The sequence below is a fragment of the Actinoplanes sp. NPDC020271 genome, assembly GCF_044388125.1.
GTDB lineage: Bacteria > Actinomycetota > Actinomycetes > Mycobacteriales > Micromonosporaceae > Actinoplanes.
The window spans coordinates 297895-317651 of record NZ_JBIRWQ010000007.1 but is presented as its reverse complement, the minus strand read 5'-3'; the positions used below and the strand labels follow the sequence as shown (position 1 = coordinate 317651).

General features: G+C 69.5%; 22 protein-coding genes. 21 read left to right on the top strand and 1 reads right to left on the bottom strand.

Annotated features, from left to right (window positions below; genetic code table 11):
• The first annotated feature begins 8 nt into the window (after nucleotides 1-8).
• The 21 genes from ACH442_RS18860 to ACH442_RS18760 all read left to right on the top strand — a co-directional run bounded on the left by ACH442_RS18860 (nucleotide 9) and on the right by ACH442_RS18760 (nucleotide 17664).
• The gene (locus ACH442_RS18860) at nucleotides 9-1181 is read left to right on the top strand and encodes a chemotaxis response regulator protein-glutamate methylesterase (protein WP_396339296.1); all 1173 of its coding nucleotides are present in this window, start codon (nucleotides 9-11) and stop codon (nucleotides 1179-1181) included.
• A complete protein-coding gene (locus ACH442_RS18855; protein WP_396339295.1) occupies nucleotides 1178-2023 on the top strand; it encodes a CheR family methyltransferase in 846 nt (281 codons plus the stop codon). The genes ACH442_RS18860 and ACH442_RS18855 overlap by 4 nt, the downstream gene beginning before the upstream one ends.
• 5 nt (nucleotides 2024-2028) lie before the next feature.
• Nucleotides 2029-2415: a response regulator gene (locus ACH442_RS18850; RefSeq protein WP_067702648.1), complete on the top strand. Its 387-nt coding sequence runs from the start codon at nucleotides 2029-2031 to the stop codon at nucleotides 2413-2415.
• Complete coding sequence (locus ACH442_RS18845) at nucleotides 2412-2897, top strand: chemotaxis protein CheX (RefSeq protein WP_396339294.1); 486 nt, start codon at nucleotides 2412-2414, stop codon at nucleotides 2895-2897. The genes ACH442_RS18850 and ACH442_RS18845 overlap by 4 nt, the downstream gene beginning before the upstream one ends.
• Nucleotides 2894-3256 (top strand): response regulator, encoded by a 363-nt coding sequence (locus ACH442_RS18840; protein ID WP_396339293.1) that lies wholly within the window; start codon nucleotides 2894-2896, stop codon nucleotides 3254-3256. Before ACH442_RS18845 ends, ACH442_RS18840 begins: the two co-directional genes overlap by 4 nt.
• A gap of 7 nt (nucleotides 3257-3263) precedes the next feature.
• Nucleotides 3264-3752, top strand: coding sequence for a hypothetical protein (locus ACH442_RS18835; protein WP_396339292.1), 489 nt, complete (start codon nucleotides 3264-3266; stop codon nucleotides 3750-3752).
• A gap of 57 nt (nucleotides 3753-3809) precedes the next feature.
• Nucleotides 3810-4331, top strand: a complete 522-nt coding sequence (locus ACH442_RS18830) for a flagellar hook assembly protein FlgD (protein ID WP_396339382.1) — start codon at nucleotides 3810-3812, stop codon at nucleotides 4329-4331.
• Nucleotides 4332-4383: 52 nt separating this feature from the next.
• Entirely contained in the window at nucleotides 4384-5658 is a 1275-nt protein-coding gene (locus ACH442_RS18825; RefSeq protein WP_396339291.1) for a flagellar hook protein FlgE, read from the top strand.
• A gap of 228 nt (nucleotides 5659-5886) precedes the next feature.
• Complete coding sequence (locus tag ACH442_RS18820) at nucleotides 5887-6171, top strand: flagellar FlbD family protein (protein ID WP_203743346.1); 285 nt, start codon at nucleotides 5887-5889, stop codon at nucleotides 6169-6171.
• 1 nt (nucleotide 6172) lies between these two features.
• Nucleotides 6173-6964, top strand: a complete 792-nt coding sequence (locus ACH442_RS18815) for a flagellar motor protein (protein ID WP_396339290.1) — start codon at nucleotides 6173-6175, stop codon at nucleotides 6962-6964.
• A 5-nt stretch (nucleotides 6965-6969) separates the two neighbouring features.
• Nucleotides 6970-8043, top strand: a complete 1074-nt coding sequence (locus ACH442_RS18810; protein WP_396339289.1) for a flagellar motor protein MotB — start codon at nucleotides 6970-6972, stop codon at nucleotides 8041-8043.
• A 14-nt stretch (nucleotides 8044-8057) separates the two neighbouring features.
• Nucleotides 8058-8516, top strand: coding sequence for a flagellar basal body-associated protein FliL (fliL, locus tag ACH442_RS18805; RefSeq protein ID WP_396339288.1), 459 nt, complete (start codon nucleotides 8058-8060; stop codon nucleotides 8514-8516).
• A 112-nt stretch (nucleotides 8517-8628) separates the two neighbouring features.
• Complete coding sequence (locus tag ACH442_RS18800) at nucleotides 8629-9579, top strand: flagellar motor switch protein FliM (RefSeq protein WP_396339287.1); 951 nt, start codon at nucleotides 8629-8631, stop codon at nucleotides 9577-9579.
• Complete coding sequence (fliN, locus tag ACH442_RS18795; protein ID WP_396339286.1) at nucleotides 9576-10340, top strand: flagellar motor switch protein FliN; 765 nt, start codon at nucleotides 9576-9578, stop codon at nucleotides 10338-10340. The genes ACH442_RS18800 and fliN overlap by 4 nt, the downstream gene beginning before the upstream one ends.
• An 11-nt stretch (nucleotides 10341-10351) precedes the next feature.
• Nucleotides 10352-10786, top strand: a complete 435-nt coding sequence (locus ACH442_RS18790; RefSeq protein WP_396339285.1) for a flagellar biosynthetic protein FliO — start codon at nucleotides 10352-10354, stop codon at nucleotides 10784-10786.
• Between the two features lie 91 nt (nucleotides 10787-10877).
• Nucleotides 10878-11753 (top strand): flagellar type III secretion system pore protein FliP, encoded by an 876-nt coding sequence (fliP, locus tag ACH442_RS18785; RefSeq protein ID WP_396339284.1) that lies wholly within the window; start codon nucleotides 10878-10880, stop codon nucleotides 11751-11753.
• Nucleotides 11750-12514, top strand: a complete 765-nt coding sequence (locus tag ACH442_RS18780; RefSeq protein ID WP_396339283.1) for a flagellar biosynthetic protein FliR — start codon at nucleotides 11750-11752, stop codon at nucleotides 12512-12514. The genes fliP and ACH442_RS18780 overlap by 4 nt, the downstream gene beginning before the upstream one ends.
• Nucleotides 12515-13600 (top strand): flagellar biosynthesis protein FlhB, encoded by a 1086-nt coding sequence (locus tag ACH442_RS18775; RefSeq protein ID WP_396339282.1) that lies wholly within the window; start codon nucleotides 12515-12517, stop codon nucleotides 13598-13600.
• A gap of 152 nt (nucleotides 13601-13752) precedes the next feature.
• Entirely contained in the window at nucleotides 13753-15795 is a 2043-nt protein-coding gene (gene flhA / locus ACH442_RS18770; protein ID WP_396339281.1) for a flagellar biosynthesis protein FlhA, read from the top strand.
• Entirely contained in the window at nucleotides 15785-17443 is a 1659-nt protein-coding gene (locus ACH442_RS18765; protein WP_396339280.1) for a hypothetical protein, read from the top strand. Before flhA ends, ACH442_RS18765 begins: the two co-directional genes overlap by 11 nt.
• Nucleotides 17440-17664, top strand: a complete 225-nt coding sequence (locus tag ACH442_RS18760) for a hypothetical protein (protein ID WP_396339279.1) — start codon at nucleotides 17440-17442, stop codon at nucleotides 17662-17664. Before ACH442_RS18765 ends, ACH442_RS18760 begins: the two co-directional genes overlap by 4 nt.
• Before the next feature lie 83 nt (nucleotides 17665-17747).
• Here the strand turns inward: ACH442_RS18760 and ACH442_RS18755 are convergent, their stop codons facing one another.
• Nucleotides 17748-19748 (bottom strand): flagellar hook-length control protein FliK, encoded by a 2001-nt coding sequence (locus ACH442_RS18755; RefSeq protein WP_396339278.1) that lies wholly within the window; start codon nucleotides 19746-19748, stop codon nucleotides 17748-17750.
• Nucleotides 19749-19757: the final 9 nt, after the last annotated feature.

Below are 19757 nucleotides of genomic sequence, written 5' to 3'. Positions count from 1 at the left end.
GTGGTCGAATGATCTCGGTTCTCGTCGTCGACGATTCCGTGGTGGTCCGTCGTCTGATCGTCGACGCTCTCGGGGAAGCGCCGGGCATCCAGGTGGTCGGCACCGCGGCGAACGGTCTGCTCGCGCAGGCCAAGATCGACCAGCTCAAGCCCGACGTGATCACCATGGACATCGAGATGCCCGAGATGGATGGCATCGAAGCCGTTCGTGAGCTGCGGAAACGTCATACGCAGCTACCGGTGATCATGTTCAGCACGCTGTCCGCGGCCGGTGCCACCGCCACCCTGGAGGCACTCTCCGCGGGGGCGACCGACTACGTCACCAAACCCAGCAACGTGGGCTCGGTGAAGGAGTCCATCGCGGCGGTGCGCGAGCAGCTCGTGCCGAAGATCCAGGCGCTCGGCGGCCGCCGCCGCCCGCCGCCCGCCGCCCCACCTCGTGGTCCCGCTCCGGCGGCCGGCGCCCGTCCCGGCGCCGCGCCCGCCCGCCCCGGCCTGCCCCCGGCCAGTGCCGCCCGCCCGGGTGCCGGTGGTCCGCCGCCCGCGGGTGGCCGCCCGGCTGCTCCCCGTCGCGCGCCGGGCGGCCGGATCGACATCCTGGCGATCGGCTCCTCCACCGGTGGCCCGGACGCACTGACCAAGGTGCTGCTCGGCCTGCCGGCTGACCTGCCGGTGCCGGTGGTGATCACCCAGCACATGCCGCCGGTCTTCACCAAGATGTTCGCCGAGCGGCTGGACCGCGCCACTCCGCTGAAGGTGGTCGAGGCCGGCGACGGCATGGAGCTCACGGCCGGCACCGTCTACATCGCCCCGGGCGACCGGCACCTGGTCTTCAACCGCAAGGGCACGGCGACGCTGACCCAGCTCAGCAACGCCCCGCAAGAGAACTCGTGCCGGCCCGCCGTGGATGTGATGTTCCGGTCGGTGGCGGCGCTGTACGGCGGAACCGCCTTCGCCGCAATTCTTACTGGAATGGGACAAGACGGACGGGGTGGTGCGAAAGTGCTACGCGACGCGGGCTGCGAGATTCTGGCCCAGGACGAGGCGAGTTCGGTGGTCTGGGGCATGCCCGGCGCCGTGGTCGGCGCGGGACTGGCGGACGAGGTGCTGCCCCTGGACCGGATCTCGGCCGCCCTGCTGAACCGGGTCCGGGTGGGCCGCTCCGCGGCGGTGGCGCGATGACCCTTTCCCAGGCCGAGTTCACGTTCGTCGCGAACCTGGTGCGGCGCGAGGCGTCGATCGTGCTGGCCCCCGGCAAGGAGTACCTGGTCGAGGCCCGGCTGATCCCGGTCGCCCGGGCGGTCGGGTCGCCCAACGTCAACGAGTTCATCGGGGACCTGCAGAAGCGCCCGAACCCGCAGCACCAGCGCAAGATCATCGACGCGCTGACCACGAACGAGACGTCCTTCTTCCGCGACCGGGAGCCGTTCGCCGCGCTCACCGACGTGGTGCTGCCCGAGCTGATCAAGTCGCGGGCCAGCGTGCGGAAACTGCGGTTCTGGTCGGCGGCCAGCTCCAGCGGCCAGGAGGCGTACAGCCTGGCCATCACGTTGCAGGAGTCGCTGCCGGCCGGCTGGTCCTTCGAGATCCAGGGCACCGACATCTCCACCGCGATGGTCGAGCGGGCCGAGAAGGCCGAGTACAGCCAGGTCGAGGTCAACCGGGGACTGCCCGCCACCCAGTTGGTCCAGTACTTCGAGCGGGCGGGCGCGCACTGGCGAATCATCCCGGCGCTGCGCCGGAACGTCTCGTTCAAGCACATGAGCCTGACCGCGCCGTTCCCGCCGATGCAGCCGTTCGACGTGATCTTCCTGCGCAACGTGCTGATCTATTTCGACGTCGCGACCAAGCGGCAGGTGCTGCAGAACGCCGCCAAGATCCTGCGCCCCGACGGCTGGCTGTTCCTGGGAGCGGCCGAGACGACGATCGGGATCGACGACAACTACGAGCGGGTGGCCGCCGGCCGCACCTCCGCGTACCGAATCCGTAGCGCGGTGCCCGCGGGCGCCGGGAGAAGGGGATGACGCCGATGCGCGCCATGGTGATCGACGACTCGCGCGCGATGCGCATGATCCTCAAGCGCATCGTCACGAAGCTCAGCTTCGAGGCGGTGGAGGCCGGCGACGGCAAGGAAGCGCTCGACCTGCTCGCTGACATGACCGAGGTGCCGGAACTGGCCCTCATCGACTGGAACATGCCCAACATGAACGGGCTCGAGTTCGTCGTGAAGGTACGAGCCGATCCACGGCTGCGGGAGATGACCCTGGTGATGGTCACCACCGAGAGCGAACAGAGCCAGATCGTCCGGGCGCTCGCCGCGGGCGCCCACGAATATGTGATCAAGCCCTTCACCGAGGGCGCCATGATCGAGAAGCTGGCCCTGCTGGGCCTCGTGCCGACCGGAGCGAACTCATGAGTGTCGAAGTCGAGGTGGACGAGAACGACCTCGCTGAGATGGTGGAACAGGTCTGGGAGTCGTACCTGGACCCGGAGGGCGTGAGCCCCCTGATGCAGACGTACGACGAGAACCAGCCGTCCGAGGTGCACTCCTCCGTCTCCATCACCGGATCCTGGACCGGACATGTCGTGTACGCGTCCTCCCGGGCCGCCGCCCAGCGCGCCGCGGCCGCCTTCCTGGCCATGGAGCTGGACGAGGTGAGTGAGGAGGACATCTCCGACACGCTCGGTGAGCTGGCGAACATCGTCGGCGGCAACGTGAAGGCGATGCTTCCGCCGGGGGCGCAGTTGTCGCTCCCGCAGGTAGTGCTCGCGCCGGAGAGTTCGGCGCGTTATCCGAACACCGAACGCATCAGCGGCGTCTATGGACTCTGGGAAGGCGAGCCGGTGTCCATCTCGATGTGGCAGAGCAACAGCGACACGAAGGAGGAGGGTGCATGAAGATCCTCATCGCCGATGACAGCCGGGTGATGCGGCAGATCGTCGTCCGTACCCTGCGGCAGGCCGGGTTCGGCGACCATGACCTGGTCGAGGCAGCCGATGGTCAGGAGGCGTTCGACAAGACCACGGCGGAACGCCCGGATCTGGTCATCTCCGACTGGAACATGCCCGGGATGACCGGGATCGAGGTGTTGCGGCAGCTCCGGGCCGCCGGCAACAACGTCAAGTTCGGTTTCGTCACCTCCGAGTGCACGCCCGAGATGAAGACGGCCGCCGAAGCCTCAGGTTCGGCCTTCTTCATCGTCAAACCGTTCACCGCTGAGCGATTCGACGAAGTCTTCGCTCCTATTTTGGGATGATTGCGACATGTCAGACGTCTCGGTTCTTCCCGGCTCTCTAGCCGTACGCAACCTGTTCGAGGACCTTCTGGGTCGTGAGGTCACCGTCAGCCCCGGCGACCCGCTCAGCGCGGACGAGATTCGGACCGCCACGGTCGCGATCTTCACCGACGCCGGCCAGAAGATCTACGCGGCCATGGGTCTGCAGTTGAGCCTGGCGGCCAACGCCGGCGCCGCGCTCGGTCTGCTGCCGGCCGGTGCCGCCGAGGACAGCATCGACGAGAAGCAGCTCTTCCCGAACCTGGCGGAGAACGTCTTCGAGTTGTGCAACATCTTCACCAGCCTCCTCAACAAGGAGGGCGCGCCGCACGTCAAGCTCTACCAGGTGATCTACCCGGGGATGGAGCTGCCGGGCGACGCCCGCGCCGTGCTGCTCGCGCTGGGCCGCCGGCTGGACCTGATGTGTGAGGTCAGCCGGTACGGCAAGGGCAAGCTCAGCCTCTCGCTGGCGCCCTGAGGCCGCGCCGGGTGCGCGGAACCTTTGAAAATCTCCTGTAGCGGGCCCACCTTGCCGGTGGGCCCGCACTTTTTTGCCCCTAAGCAAAACCTCAACCGCGCCGAAGATGGTGTTGAGCTTGCCAAGGGACAGGAGAAGTCAATGACCTCGCCGACCTCGGGAATCGGTCCGACCGGTTCCGACGCCGTAAAGGCAGCCGCCGCCGCTGCAGCCGACGCCGCCCAGAAGGCCAAGGACAAGAACCTGGGCGACAAGGACACCTTCATGAAGCTGTTGGTGGCCCAGCTCAAGTACCAGGACCCGTCGAAGCCGGCCGACTCGACCCAGTTCCTCGCCCAGACCGCGCAGTTCACGCAGGTCGAGAAGCTGGAAGACATGATCGGCATGATGAAGGGCCAGCGCATGACGAGCGCGGCCCAGCTGGTCGGCAAGACGGTGTCGTACCAGGACTCGCTCGGTCAGATCCAGACCGGCGTGGTGTCCGCGGCAAAGCTCAACGGGGACAGCGAACCGATGCTCAAGGTCGGTAACACGGATGTAGAGCTGTCCAAGGTCACGGAGATTCAGCAGACCGCCTGATAAGACCGCCCCTTTCGTCAATCCGCTCCTCGATTCCTAAGGACGATCTTTAATGCTGCGCTCTCTTTACTCCGGCATCAGTGGCCTGCACGCGCACCAGCAGATGATCGACGTCACCGGTAACAACATCGCGAACGTCAACACGGTGGGTTACAAGACGCAGTCGGTCGAGTTCCAGGACACCCTGAGCCAGATGGTCGGTGCGGCCGGTTCGCCGCAGGGCGGCATGGGCGGTACGAACCCGTCCCAGGTCGGCCTCGGTGTCCGGGTATCCGGCATCAACTCCAACTTCAGCCAGGGTTCGGCGCAGACCACCGGCAAGTCCGGCGACATGATGGTCCAGGGCGACGGCTTCTTCATCACCCGCCAGGGCAACGAGCAGATGTACACCCGGGCCGGCTCGTTCAGCTTCGACGCGAACGGCACGCTGGTCACCTCGACCGGTCAGCCGGTGCAGGGCTGGACCGCGGTGGACGGCAAGGTCAACGCGGGTGGCCAGCCCGGTGACATCAAGATGCCGCTGGGCGCGACGATCCCGCCGGCGGCGACCACCACCATCACCCTCAAGGGCAACCTGACCAGCGATTACCCGGAGAACAAGCTGGCCACCGAGGACGTCGTGTCGCTCCCCGTCAAGGTGTTCGACAAGGACGGCGCCACGCACACGGTGACCGCCAAGTTCACCCGGACCATCGACCCGAACCGGGCCACCGGCGACACCCCGGACACCACCTGGGACATCGCCCTCTACGACCAGGACGGGAACGCCATCTCCGGCGCCATCGGCGAGATCGACCTGACCAGCGGCAAGGCGATCGTCAGCGCCACCGACACGCCGGCGACCGGCGAGCTGGACAAGGACGGCAACATGAAGATCGGCGACTACCAGGTCAACATGGCCGACCTGACCATGTACTCGGGGCAGTCCGACGCCCGGGTCTTCAACACCGACGGCCAGACGGCCGGCGCGCTGACCTCGCTGGCGTACACCGTCTCGGACACCGGTGAGATCACCGGCGTCTACAGCAACGGCCTGAAGCAGACGCTCGGCCAGGTCGCGATGGCCACCTTCAAGAACCCCGAGGGCCTGGAGAAGGTCGGCAACTCGACGTACCGCAGCACCGTGAACTCCGGTTACGCCCAGGTGGGCCAGCCGGCCAGCGCCGGCATGGGCCAGGTCATCAGCGGCGCGCTGGAGATGTCGAACGTCGACCTCGCCCAGGAGTTCACCAACCTGGTCGTGGCCCAGCGGGGCTTCCAGGCGAACTCCAAGATCATCACCACCTCGGACGAGATCCTCCAGGAGCTCGTCAGCATGAAGCGGTAGGCGTAGCAGCAGTCTCTCGGCCGGCGGCCGGGGCAGGTACACACGTGCCTGTCCCGGCCGCCGTCGCTTTGTCGGTATATGTGCCGGGAGCGCCGAAAAAACTGGCGCAGCTCGCACCCGAACAGCGACCGGCTCGATCTCATCGGCAACCGAGAACGAGCCGAAGTACATGGCGTAGGGCCACGGAGGGCCAGACACCAGCCAGACAAACCAAGGACGGAAACAGTCTTGATCCTCGTAACTCGAATCAACGGTGCTGTGTTCGCGCTGAACCCGGACCTGGTCGAGCGTGTGGACTGCACGCCGGACACGGTCGTCACCCTGGTGGACGGCACCAAGTACGTCATCTCTGAATCAGTGCCCGAATTCATCGACTCGGTACGTCACTACCGCGCCTCGCTGATCGCCCAGGCGAGTCGCATGGAGCCTGCGCCCGCGGCTGCCGCCCTCTCTTCATCAGACGACGACGACCTCGACGCCAAGGTGCTCCCGCTGCACCGGAAGGACCGCTGACATGGACATCTCAACGATCGTTGGAGTTCTCGCCGGACTGGTGATCGTCTTCACCGTCCAGATCCTGGAAGGCGGTTCGCCGTCCTCCATCCTCCTGATCCCGTCGATGTTGCTGGTCTTCGGTGGCGCCTTCGCCGCCGCCATGGCCGGCGGTGTCCTGAAGGACGCGACCGGCTTCGTCGGTGTGCTGAAGAAGGCCTTCACCGCCAAGGTGACGCCGCCGACCCAGCTGCTCGACAACGTCGTGAAGCTGGCCGAGCGCGCCCGCCGCGAGGGTCTGCTGGCCCTCGAGGACGCGGTCAAGACGGTCGAGCACCCGTTCCTCAAGCGCGGTCTGCAGCTGGCGATCGACGGCACCGACCCGGACGAGCTGCACGACATCCTGCACGCCGAGGTCGCCGCGAAGAAGAAGGCCGACAACGCGGCCAAGAAGTTCTTCGAGAACATGGGCGGCTACGCCCCGACGATCGGCATCATCGGCACGGTCATGGGTCTGGTGCACGTGCTGGAGAACCTCGACAAGCCCGAGACCCTGGGCCACTCGATCTCCGCCGCGTTCGTCGCCACCCTGTGGGGCGTGCTCAGCGCGAACATCATCTGGCTCCCGATGGCGGCTCGTCTGACCCGGCTCTCCGCGGTCGAGGCCGAGGAGATGGAACTCGTGATCGACGGTGTCCTGGCGATCCAGGCCGGCTCCAACCCGCGTCTGGTCGCCCAGAAGCTGCGGAGCCTGCTCCCGCCGGACGAGATGAAGAAGGCTGAGGCTGCGGCCTCCTCGAAGAAGGCGGCCTGATCTACATGAGCTCTGGTGGCGGGGGCGCCAAGCGCAAGAAGAAGGGCCATGAGGAGCACGAGGAGCACGTCAATCACGAGCGCTGGCTCGTGTCGTACGCCGACATGCTCACGCTGCTGTTCGTCCTCTTCGTTGTTCTCTTCTCGATGAGTGACATCAACCAGAAGAAGTTCGCACAGCTCGCTCAGGGCCTGTCCGCGAGCTTCGGTTCCAAGAGCGCCGCGTTCACGGGCAACTACGCCCCGCTGGACGGCGCCTCGAACAACGCGCAGATCGTGCAGATCGACCCGGGCGCCAACCCGGGTGACGGGTCCTCGGGCACCGAGGGTCTGAACGCGAAGCAGAAGGCGGCGGTCGACCGGGCCGTTCAGGCCGAAGACCGTAAGAAGGTGTCGGCGAATGCCGACAAGGCAGCGAAGGAGGCGGAGAACATGAAGGCGATCGAGAACAAGGTCTCGGACGCTCTCGCCGCCGCCAAGCTGCTCAACAACGTGAAGTTCACGATCGACCAGCGCGGTCTGGTCATCACCGTGGTGACCAACGACGTGGTCTTCGCCGGCGACCGGGCGGACCTGTTGCCGACCGGCGAGAAGATCCTCGGGGCGATCGCTCCGACGCTGGCTGGGCTGCCGAACAACGTCGAGGTGGACGGCAACACCAACCAGCTCAACGCGAGGACCAAGTACTACCCGAGTGGCTGGGAGCTCTCCGCGGCGCGAGCCTCCGCCTCGGTCCGGTACTTCACCGGTCACGGCATCCCGAAGAAGCGGCTCAGCGCGGTCGGCTTCTCCGACACCAAGCCGCTGATCGACCCGAAGGACCCGCGCTCGATCACGATGAACCGCCGTGTGGACGTGGTCGTGCTGACCATGCTCACCGCCGACCAGGCGGCGCTGCTGCCCGACGCGGCCGGTTCCGACAGCAAGCTGCACTCCGGCCAGACCTCCGCGGCGGCCAAGGCCGCCGCGGAGGCCGCGGCCAAGAAGGTGGAGGCGGACAACGCCTCCGGGGGAACGAGCACCACCAGCACGGACACGACCGACCACAGCACGCTGATCACCGCTGACACCAAGAACTGACTGGGGGGATTCTGATGGCAGACGAGAAGGACACGACCGCGGAAGCGGCGCCGAAGAAGTCGAACAAGATGATGATGATCGTCATCGCTGTGGTCCTGGTGGTTCTGGGTGGCGGCGGTGCCGGGGCGTTCTTCATGCTCAAGGGCGACTCGGCCGAGGCCAAGACGCCGGAGAAGGGGATCGTCACCGCGGCCGAGAACACCATCACGGTGAACCTGGCCGACGGGCACTACCTGAAGCTCGGCTTCGCCCTGCTGCAGACCAAGGACTCCGGTGCCGAGGCGGTCGACCTGAACGAGGCGTACGAGATCCTGATCGACGAGTACACCGGCAAGACGGTCGCTGAGCTCGCCACCGACGAGGGCCGTGCGCAGATCAAGGCGGACGTCGTCGCCAAGCTGGTCAAGGCCTACACGGTCGACAAGACGCAGGAAGTCATGGACGTCTACTACACCTCGTTCGTGACGCAGTAACAGCCGGCACGGTCAGGGCGGGTCTCCTCACGGAGATCCGCCCATCCGTGTATTAAGGGCAGGAAGCGGGCTCAGGACTCAGCGGTTCGCGAAGTCCGCCGATCAGGACGACGTGACCACCACCGCACGCACCCCGGGCAAGATTTCGCGCCGTGGCAGTGGCGGAGGGCCGACGGCCTACGACTTCCGCCGCCCGATCAAGCTCTCCCGTGAGCACATCCGCACCCTGCAGATCGCTTTCGAGACGTACGCCCGCAGCTGCGGGACCCTGCTGACCACCCGCCTGCGCGCGGTCAGCAACGTCTCGCTGATCTCGATCGAGCAGCTCAACTACGACGAGTACGTGGCCTCGCTGGCCAACCCCACGATCATCGGGGTGGTCACGCTCGACCCGCTGCCCGGCACGGTGCTGATCGAGATCGCCCAGTCCGCGGTGATGACCGCGATCGACCACATGCTCGGCGGCCCCGGCGGCTCCCAGCCGGAGCGGCCGCTGACCGAGGTGGAGATGCCGCTGCTGCGCGGCTTGATCGAGCGGATGCTCGGCGAGCTGCGGTACGGCTTCGAGAGCCTGGTCGACATCACGCCGCACCTCAAGGAGATCGAGTACAACGCGCAGTTCCTGCGCGCGCACGCGCCCGGCGACGCGGTCGTGGTGGCCTCCTTCGAGACCAAGATCGGCGCCGAGGAGTGCATCGCCACGATCTGCCTGCCGTTCAACACCATCCTCCCGGTGCTGTCCCGGACCGAGGCGGTCGTGCTCAGCGCGGCCGAGCAGCAGGCCAAGGACCGCGCTCTGCGCAACCTCACGGCCGGACTTTCCGCTGCTCCGATCGACGTGGCTGTGCGATTCCAGCCCATTCGGATGCGTACCGATGACATCGTGGATCTACGTCCGGGTGACGTCGTGCCGCTGGGGCATCTGACCAGCCGGCCGCTTGAGGTGACCGTGAACGAGATCGTCTTCGCGCATGCCGTTCCGGGCAACCAGGGCGCCCGGCTCGCCTGTCTCGTCGTGCCACCGCCCAACGAGAACTCGTCCAAGGAGTCTGGCCGCTCATGACCGCCCCCACCATCACGCCGCCCCAGCTTTCCCTCGCCCGGCAGGCCGCCGACGCGGCGCTGGCGGTGCTGCCGACCAGCCAGGCCCTGATCGCCGGCGACCCGACGGTCCCGGACGCGAGCACCATGATCGACGGCCAGGCGGTCACCGCGCGGTTCAGCGGCGCGGCCACCGGCGAGGTGGTCGTGGTGGTGGGCCAGGATCTCGCCGACGCGCTGAAGGAGAGCCCGCTCGGCGAGCTGGACCTGACCGCGGCGGTCCGGCCGGCCCTGGAGGCCGCGTCCCGGGTCTTCGGTCCGGTGGTCCTCGACCCGGGCCAGGTCATGGAGCCGCAGGTGGCGCTGAGCGCGCTCGCGGCGAAAGAGGGCGCTGTCGCCGTTCCTCTCCGAGACGATGCGGAGGTACGGGCGGTGCTCGCCCTGTCGCTGAGCCCCTGGCCCAGCGACGACCCGGTGCTGGCCGCCGCGACCGGTGGCGGGGTGGCCCAGCGTTCCGAGGCTCCGGCGGTCGGCCGGCGCGGCGGCCTGGACATGCTGCACGACGTGGAGATGGAGGTCTCGGCCGAGCTGGGCCGGACCAGGATGAGTGTGCGGGAGCTGCTCTCGCTGACCCCGGGCGCGATCGTCGAGCTCGACCGGGCCGCCGGCAGTCCCGCGGATCTGCTGGTCAACGGCCGGTTGATCGCCCGCGGCGAGGTGGTCGTGGTCGACGAGAACTTCGGCATCCGGATCACCGAGATCGTCTCGCCCGGCGCCGAGTAGGAGTCACCACCTTGTTCCGGCTCCTTCTCCAGGTCGGCTTCTCCCTGTTCGTCGTGCTGCTCATGATGTGGGGACTGGCCCGGGCGATGCGACGCCCGTTCGGCAAGAGCCATCACGGCCATCTGGCGGTGCTCAACCGTCAGCAGCTGAGCCGGGGCGCGGCGGTGGCCGTGGTCCGGGTGGCCGACCGGGCGATGGTTCTCGGCGTCACCGATCAGCAGATCAACTACCTGGGCGAGGCCGAGCTGGGGATCTTCGCGCCGGAACCGCACGAGCACCGGGACCACCTGGTGATCGAGCCGACCGAGGTGCTCCGGGAGGGCGAGACCGTCCTGCCGGGACGGCACCCGGCGGCACCGGGCCCCGAGGGTCACGGCTCGATCCTCTCGCCGAAGACCTGGACCTCGACTCTCGAGTTCCTGCGCGAGCGGACCACGAGGCGATAGAGCCATGACCGACTGCACCGAGCGGCACCACGTCGCACCGACGAGCGACCTCGCAGGCGAGGGCCGGAAGGGCACGGCAAGGCGGGCTCAGTTGCGACGCGTCGTATCGCTGCTGTTCGTGATGGTGGGGCTGGCCCTGGCCCTGCCCGCCGCGGCTCCGGCTGCGCCACCGGGTGCGGGGGCGGCGGCCATGGCCGTACCCCAGCAAGCGCCGGAGGCGCCGGCGAACCCGGCGGCGAAACAGCTGCCGCGAGCACCGCGACCGGTGCCGAAGGCGCCGGCGACGTCGCCGCCGAGCATCAACCTCAACATCAACGGCACCAACCCGGACGGCAGCCGACCGGCGTCCAGCCTGGTGATCGTTCTCGGTCTGACGCTGCTGTCGGTGGCGCCCGCGCTGCTGCTGCTCTGCACGTGTTTCACCAAGGTCTTCATGGTCCTCGGGATGACCCGCAACGCGCTGGGCCTGACCACGCTGCCGCCCAACCAGGTGGTCGCCGGGCTGGCGCTGTTCGTGAGCCTGTTCATCATGGGCCCGACCGTCTCGCAGATGAACGAGGCCGGGGTGCAGCCCTACCTGAAGGGCGACAAGACGCAGTCGCAGGCGTTCGACGACGGCATCAAGCCGCTGCGCGCGTTCATGTGGAAGACCACCCGTGAGGACGAGCTGGCCCTGCTGATCAAGGTGTCCGGCGAGAAGCAGCCGGCCAACCGGGACGAGGTGCCGCTGACCACGCTGGTGCCCGCGTTCGTGCTGTCCGAGCTGCGGGCCGCGTTCATCATCGGGTTCGTCATCTTCATCCCGTTCCTGATCATCGACCTGGTCGTCTCGGCCTCCCTGATGTCGCTGGGCATGATGATGCTGCCCCCGGTGACCGTCGCGCTGCCGTTCAAGCTGCTGCTGTTCGTCCTGGTCAACGGTTGGGGGCTGATCATCACGGCGCTGGTCGGCTCGTACAAGACATGAATGCCGACATCCCGATCGCCGAGCTGCTGGCCATCCTGCTGGGGGCCTGCCGGGCCGGCGCGTGGATGGCGATCTGCCCGCCGTTCAACTCGCGGCTCATTCCTGCCCCGGTGAAGGCGCTGCTCTCGGTGGCGCTGGCACTGCCGATGGCGCCGTACCTGCGGGACACCCTGCCGTCGCTGGAGACCTCGGCGCTGGTCTTCAGCGTCGCCATGCAGATCTTCGTCGGGGTCGGGCTGGGCTTCATCACCGCGCTGCTGTTCGCCGCGCTGCAGGCCGCCGGTGACCTGCTCGACCTGTTCGGCGGGTTCCAGCTCGCGACCGCCTACGACCCGATGGGTTACAGCCAGAGCTCGATCTTCGGGCGGTTCTACAACCTGGTCGCGATCACCCTGCTCTTCGCCGGCGACGGGCATCAGCTGATCCTGCGTGGCTTCCTGCAGACCTTCCGCACCATGCCGCTGAACAGCACTTTCTCCTTCGAGACGTTCAGCCGTCTGCTGCTCAGCGGGATCGGCGAGATGTTCCTGTCCGCGCTGCAGATCGCCGGGCCGCTGATCTGCGTGCTGTTCCTCGCCGACGTGGCGCTCGGCCTGCTCAACCGGGTGGCGCCGGCGCTGAACGCGTTCCAGCTCGGTTTCCCGATCAAGATCTTCCTCGTGGTCACCCTCGCCGGCCTGGCCATCGCGATGCTCCCGGGCATCGTGCACACGCTGGTCGAGCGGGCGGTCACCGCCGTGGTGCGCCTCGGTGGTGGCTAGGTGTCCGGCGAGAAGACCGAGCAACCGACACAACAAAGGCTCAAGAAAGCTAAACAAGAGGGGCAGATCGGGCGTACGCCCGATCTGGGCGCCTGGTTCGGCATGCTCGCCGCCAGCGTGCTGTTGCCGCGCACCCTCAAGCAGGCGATGGAGCACGCCGAGGAGCTGATCGGCAAGATCCCCGACGTCATCCAGAACCCGGATCCGGCGAAGACCCTGGTCCTGTTCAAGGAGGGACTCCTCGGCGCCGCGTGGGCCGTGGCACCACTGGCGTTCACGCTGATGGCGGTCGGTGTCGCGGCGGCCGGCGCGCAGGGCGGCATCCGGGTCGCCACCAAGCTGTTCGTCCCGAAGTTCAACCGGCTCAACCCGTTCGCCGGCCTGAAGAAGATCGTCGGCCCGCACGCGCTCTGGGAGCTGACCAAGTCGCTCTTCAAGACCACGGTGCTGGGCGCGGTCCTCTACATGACGCTGAAGAGCATCGTGCCGCAGCTGATGCAGGCCGGTCGCCTGCCGCTCACCGCGCTGCTCGGTATCGTCACCGACTCCGTGCTGGCGCTGATCCGGGCCGCCGCGGTGGCCGGCATCGCGATGGCCGGGGCGGACTACCTGGTGGTGCGCCGGCGCACCCAGAAGCAGCTGCGGATGACCAAGGAGGAGGTCAAGCAGGAGAACAAGAACAGCGAGGGCGACCCGCTGATCAAGGCGCAGATCCGGGCCCGGCAGATGGCCATGGCCCGCAACCGGCAGATGGCCGACGTGCCGACCGCGGACGTGGTGGTGGTCAACCCGACCCACGTCGCGGTGGCGCTGCGGTACGAGCCGACGAAGGGCGCGCCGCGGGTGGTCGCCAAGGGCAAGGGGCCGCTGGCGGCCAAGATCCGTGAGCTGGCGACCGACAACCGGGTACCGATGGTGCAGGACGTCGCACTGGCCCGGGCGCTGAACTCGGGCTGCGAGATCGGTCAGGAGATCCCGGCCGAGTTCTTCGGCGCGGTGGCCCGCGTGCTGGCGTTCGTGATGAGCCTGAAGGCTCGAGGTTCGGCGGCCGGCCTGCACCGCAGCCCCAATCCCACGCCGGTCTGAGTCCCACCCGTCACAGCCGTCCCAGTTCCGCTATGACGTAACCGAAAATTCGGGAGATTTACTCACATCGCGGGCGGCGAGCAGGGAAGATCGGGGCGTGGCGGTGCCACAGGGGTCCCAGTGACGGCGACGGAACGCCGAGCGGAGGTGTCGTGAAAAACCGGAACCTCGGCAGACTTGCCGTACCCATCGGGGTCATCGGCATCATCATCATGATGGTCGTCCCCCTGCCGACCTTCCTGCTCGACCTGTTCATCGCGCTCAACATCACCGTCGCCCTGCTGGTGCTGTTGATCAGCATGTTCGTCGAGAAGCCGCTCGACTTCGCGGTCTTCCCGGCGCTGCTGCTGGTGATGACGCTGTTCCGGCTGGCGCTCAACATCAGCGCGACCCGGCTGGTGCTGCGCGACGGCGACGCCGGCAAGGTGATCCACGCGTTCGGCAGCTTCGTCGTCGGTGGCAACCTCGTCATCGGTCTGGTGATCTTCTCGATCCTCGTCATCGTCCAGCTGATCGTGGTCACCAAGGGCGCCGAGCGGGTCGCCGAGGTCGGCGCCCGGTTCACCCTCGACGCCATGCCCGGTAAGCAGATGGCGATCGACGCCGACCTGAACGCGGGCCTGATCGACGAGGCCGGGGCGAAGAAGCGCCGCGCCGAGGTGGCGGCCGAGGCCGAGTTCTACGGCGCGATGGACGGTGGCTCCAAGTTCGTCAAGGGCGATGCCATCGCGGCCATCATCATCACGCTGATCAACCTGATCGGTGGCTTCGCGGTCGGCATCCTGCAGCACGGCATGGCGCCGGCCGACGCGATGAACCAGTACAGCATGCTGAGCATCGGCGACGGCCTGGTCTCCCAGGTGCCGGCGCTGCTGCTCTCGGTCGCCACCGGTCTGATCGTGACCCGCTCGGCCACCTCCGGCGACATGGGTCAGACCGTCACCGCCCAGCTCAGCCAGAACAAGCTGGCGCTGCGCATCGGCGGTGCCGCGGCCCTCGCCCTCTGCGTCATCCCGGGCCTGCCCAAGGTGCCGTTCCTGGTGGTCGGCGCGTCCGTGCTGGCCATCGCCCAGCGGATCAAGGACAAGGTCCCGGAGGAGGCCGCGCCGGTCGCCGAGGCGGTCGAGATGCCGTCGCCGGACTCGCCCGAGTCGCTGCTCGGCGAGATGCGCATCGACCCGCTGGAGCTGGCCCTCGCCCCGGACCTGGTCGACCTCGTCGACGCCAGCAGCGGGGACCTGCTCGACCGGGTCCGCGCGCTGCGCCGCAAGATGGCCATGGAACTGGGCGTCATCATGCCGCCGGTGCGCACCCGCGACGACCTGGACCTGCCGCTGTCGTCGTACGCGATCCGGATCTCCGGCACCGACGCCGGGAGCGGCCAGGCCCCGCCGGGCACCGTCCTGGCGATCGGCGACGGCCTGCAGGCGCTGCCCGGGCGGGCCGGCGTCGAACCGGTCTTCGGCCTGGCCGGCAAGTGGGTCCCGGCCGAGTTGCACTATCAGGCCGAGCTCTCCGGCGCGACGGTCGTCGACCGGGCGTCGGTGATCATCACGCACCTGGCCGAGGTGGTCCGCAACAACGCCAGCCGGCTGCTCGGGCGCGAGGACGTGCGGGCCCTGGCCGACATGGTCAAGCGCACCCACCCGGTGGTCGTCGAGGAACTGACCCCGGGGCTGCTCAGCCTCGGCCAGATCCAGAAGGTGCTGCAGTCGATGCTCGACGAGGGTGTGCCGATCCGTGACCTGGTCCGCATCTTCGAGGCGCTCTCGCTGCGCGCCAAGCTCTCCCAGGATCACGACGGCCTGGTCGAGGCGGCCCGGAGCGCGCTGGGCCCGGCCATCGCCGCCCAGTACGCGACGGCCGGCCGGCTCACCGTGATCACGCTCGACCCGATGCTCGAGCAGAGCCTGCTCGAGTCACTCCGGCCCAGTGAGACCGGCGCCTTCATGGCGATCGACGGCATGCGTGCCGAGGCGATCGTCAGTGAGGCCAGCCGGCTCGCCGAGGCCGCCGAGCAGCAGGGCCTCAACCCGGTCCTGGCCTGCTCGCCACAACTGCGGTTGCCGCTGATGCGACTTCTGCGCGCCGGTTCACGCCGGGTGCAGGTGCTGTCGTACAGCGAGATCTCTGGTTCCACCGCACAGATCGAGACGATAGGGGTGGTGAACGGTGCCTACGCGGGTGCTGCTTGAGGGACCGGCCATCGAGCCGTTACTGGCTCAGGTACGTGACGAGTACGGCTCGCGCGTCCGGATAGTTTCCGCCGACAAGGTACGAAGCGGTGGCATCGGAGGCTTCTTCGCGAAGCAGCACTACGAGCTCTCCGTCGAGGTACCGGACGCACAGGAAGACAGTGAGGACATGGCTCGACAGACGGTCGCCGAGAACGGCGCCAACACCCTGGAACGGCTGCTCGAACAGGCCGAGTCCCGGGACCGGTTCAACGCCGACCAGCCGGCCGCCCGGCCGTCGGCGCCGAAGTCGGGCCCCGCGCCCGGGCCAAGCCGGCAGGAGATCCGGAACGCCGCCATCGGTGACACCGGCGCGGCGTTCGCCGAGCTGATGGCCGGCCTGGACGTGGCCAGCCACCTCGGCGAGGCGACCCGGCCCGGGCATCGGGTCCGGCCGCCCGCCGACCCGGCGGTCCGCCCGTTCACCCCGGCGACCGCGACGGACTCGCCGGTCAACGGCGGCGGACGGCCCAGCCTGCCGGCTGCTTTGCCCGGGCGGCCGGGCCGGGGATCGCCGCCGTCCGGCGCGCCGATCTCACCGGCCACGGCGCGGGCGACATCGGCCGCACCGACGCCGCTCTCGTCGGCCCCGGTCGCACCGAGCCCGGTCTCGCCCGCGCCGATCTCCGCGGTCCCGGTCTCACCGGCCCCGATCTCGCTGGTGCCGGAGGAGACCGCCCCGCACGCCCGGAGGGCTGTCCCGCACAACCCGCCGGCCGCGCCGATCCGGCCGGCCGAGCCCAGCGCGGCGCCGCCCCGGGCCGCGTTCCAGACCGCGCCGTCCGGCCCGATCCGGTCCGCCGCCGAGGTCTACGGACTTCCCGACGACGAGCCGGCTCCGGCCCCGGTGGCCGCCACGCCACCGCCGCCCGCACCCAAGCCGGCGCCGGTCCGGGCCAGGGCCGGTGAACTCGACCCGGTGCAGACCAACCTGATGACGGTCGGGATGCCCGAGGAGATGGCACGGCAGATCACCGGCGGGGACACGTACGCCGGCGTGCTCAGCGTCCTCGCCTCCCGCCCGGCCGCACCCGGCATCCCGGACGGCCCGGGCGAGATCCTGGTGATCGCCGGCGAGGTGCACACCGCGGTGCCGATCGCCAAGCAGCTGCTCGAACAGGTCCACGTGGACCAGACCCACCTGCTGCTGGCGGCACCGTCCACGGCCGGGACCGGACTGCACTCGTCCCGGCTGATCTCCACCCCGGCGGCGGCCGAGTCCCGGGCCGACAAGCTGCAGTCCTCGGACCATCCGTGGATCGTGGTGATCGACGCGCCGGTCGGCGGCACCGACGAGTTCTGGGTCAACGAGATGTGCGACGCGCTCGGCGCGACCGCGCTGTGGGCCGTCGTCGACGCCACTCGCAAGACCGCGGACACCGCCCGCCACCTGCGCAATCTCGGCGAGGTGGAGGCGCTCGTGGTGCACAGCGTGGAGCTCACCTCGGACCCGGCCTCGGTGCTCGGGCTGGACGTGCCGATCTTCTCGCTGGACGGTAAACCGGCCACCCCGCACGCCTGGGCCGCGATGCTCTGCGCCCGGATCGCCGCCGAGGTGATGCCGGCCGCCGCCGCACCGCGCCGGGCCACGCGTACCAGCCGGCGATGATCCGACCGTCGGTCCTGGTGTTCGCGCTGCTGATCAGCCTGCCGGCGTGGTACCGCCTGCTCTTCGACCAGCTCGCGCTCACCCAGGTGCTGATCCGGTTCCTGATCGCGGTGCCGATCGCGGCGATCCTGCTGGCCGCGTTGCGGTTCGTGACCTCCGGGTACGGGGTCACCGAGGAGACACCGGCGACGCCGGTGGATCCGAAGCCGATGGGGAAGTAACACCCGCACTGATGCCTTGGGGAAGAGCTGTCAGTGCTTCGGCGCCGGTCCTGTTCAGGGCCGGCGCCGCCATCGTCGCCGGATCAGGCGGTGGTGTCGAACCGCCCGGGGCTGACCCGCCGCGTCGTCACCGGCGCCGGCTCGACCGGGAGGTCGGCCTCGCGGCCCGTACCGTCACCGCCGCGACGCCCGGCGCCACCGGCCGCCCCGAACTGCTGGCGGGCCTGATCCTGCTGTGCCGAACCCTGCCGCAGATCCAGCGAGCAGTTCCCGAACCCGGACTCCTGCAACTCCCGCCGCAGGTCGTCCAGACCCTGGCGGAGCGCGTCGGTGCCGGCCTCCGTACCGCCGGTCAGCTGCACGGTGATGTCCCCGTTGCGGATCTCCGCGACCACCTGGACCGGGCCGAGATCGACCGGGTGGAGGTTGACGGTCAGCCGGTGCACGCCGTCGGCGTCGAGCCGCAACGGGGCGATCCGCATCGCGATCTGCTCGGCCGGCGGGCCGGTCGGGACCGGGACGCTGTTCGCCCCCACCTCCGCGGCCGGTGCGGCGGGTGCGGCCGGGGCGGCGGCCTGCGGGCCGGTCACGCCGGGCACCGTCACGCCGGGCGGAAGTCCGCCGTCAGCGGCCGGTTGTGGTGCCGGAGCCACCGTGGGAACGGTGGGTGCCGCGGCTGCCGCGTCCGGGACAATTTCCGGCGTACGCGATGTCTCCGCTCCTGCCTGTTGCCCGGAACCGTCCCCGGGCTGGTCCGCGCCGCGCGCCGGCACCCCGGCCCCCGGCGCCGGTGCCGTCGTGCTCTCCGCGGGCGCAGCGGCGTTCGTCTCGGTCTTGGCCGTCTCCGAGGTCGCGCGGGCCGCGGAGGCCCAGGCCGGGCGGGCCGGGGTGCCGGCGACCGCGCTGGCACCGCCCCGCGCGGCACCGGTCGGTGTCGTACCGGTCGGTGTCGTGCCGGGAGCAACTGTGCCGGCCTGTCCAGCGGCCCCGGGCGTGCCGGGCACCCCGGCTGCCGGGTTCACGCCGGTGCCCGGTCCGGGCTGGGCCGGACCGTCGGCCTGGGCAAAATCGGTCGTGACGCCGGCCGTGGCAGTACCTACCGGCGCGCCCGGACCTCGCGGGGCCGGGGCCGCCGCGGCGTCGGGGCCGGTGGTGACGGTCGCGGCCGCGCCGACGGCCTTGGCGCCCCCGGCGGTCTCGGCGACCGTCGCGGCCGCCTCCGTCGTGGCGACCGGGACAGCCTGGCCGATCAGCGGCTGGGCGGTCGCGGCGGTGGCCACCGGTTGAGCGGTGCCCGGCTGGTCGGTGTTCTTCCGCTCGCCGCTCTTCGGCGTGCCCGCGGCCTCGCCGGTGCCCTCGGTCGCGGACTCGTCCGCGGACTCGGTCCGGGCGCCGGCCGTCTTGGCCCGGGCGCGGTGCGTGGCCGTACGGTCCTGGCCGTGCACCTGGTTCGACGCGCCGGTGTCGGGCTCGTCGTCGGCGCTGTCCTCGTCGTCCCGTTCCTCGGCGGCGCGCGCGGCCCGGTCGTCAGCGGCTCGACCGGCGGCGTCCGCGCGATCGGCGGCGACCCGGTCGGCGGCCGCCCGTTCCGCTGCGGCCCGGCCTGCGGTGGCGCGGTCGGCGGCGGCCCGGTTTGCGGCCGTGCGGTCAGCGACGGTCCTCTGGGCGGCGGCGCGATCCGAGGCGGCCCGTTCTGCCGCACTCCGGCTCGACGCCCGCTGGTTCGTCACCCGGTCGTCGGCCTCCCGGTCGACGGCGGCGCGGTCGGACTCCTCCTCGCGGCCGGCGTTCTTCCGGTCCAGGTTCGCCCGGTCCAGGTTCGCCCGGCCGAGCACGGCCCGGTTCGTCCCGGCCCGGTTCGCCAAGGCTCGTTCCGCCGCGGCGCGATCGGTCGCCCGCAGGTCGGCGGCCCGGTCGGCCGCGCGCAGACCGGTCGCCTGCTCGGCCGCCTCGTCCTGGTCGTCGCGGTCCAACTCGGCGGAGAGCGCCGAACCGAAGTCCGCCCCGTCCTCACGCCGCGCGGCCGGCCGGCGGCCGATCTCGGTCGCGGGCCGGTGCTCCGGACCTGTCACGGAACTCGGCATGATGATGCG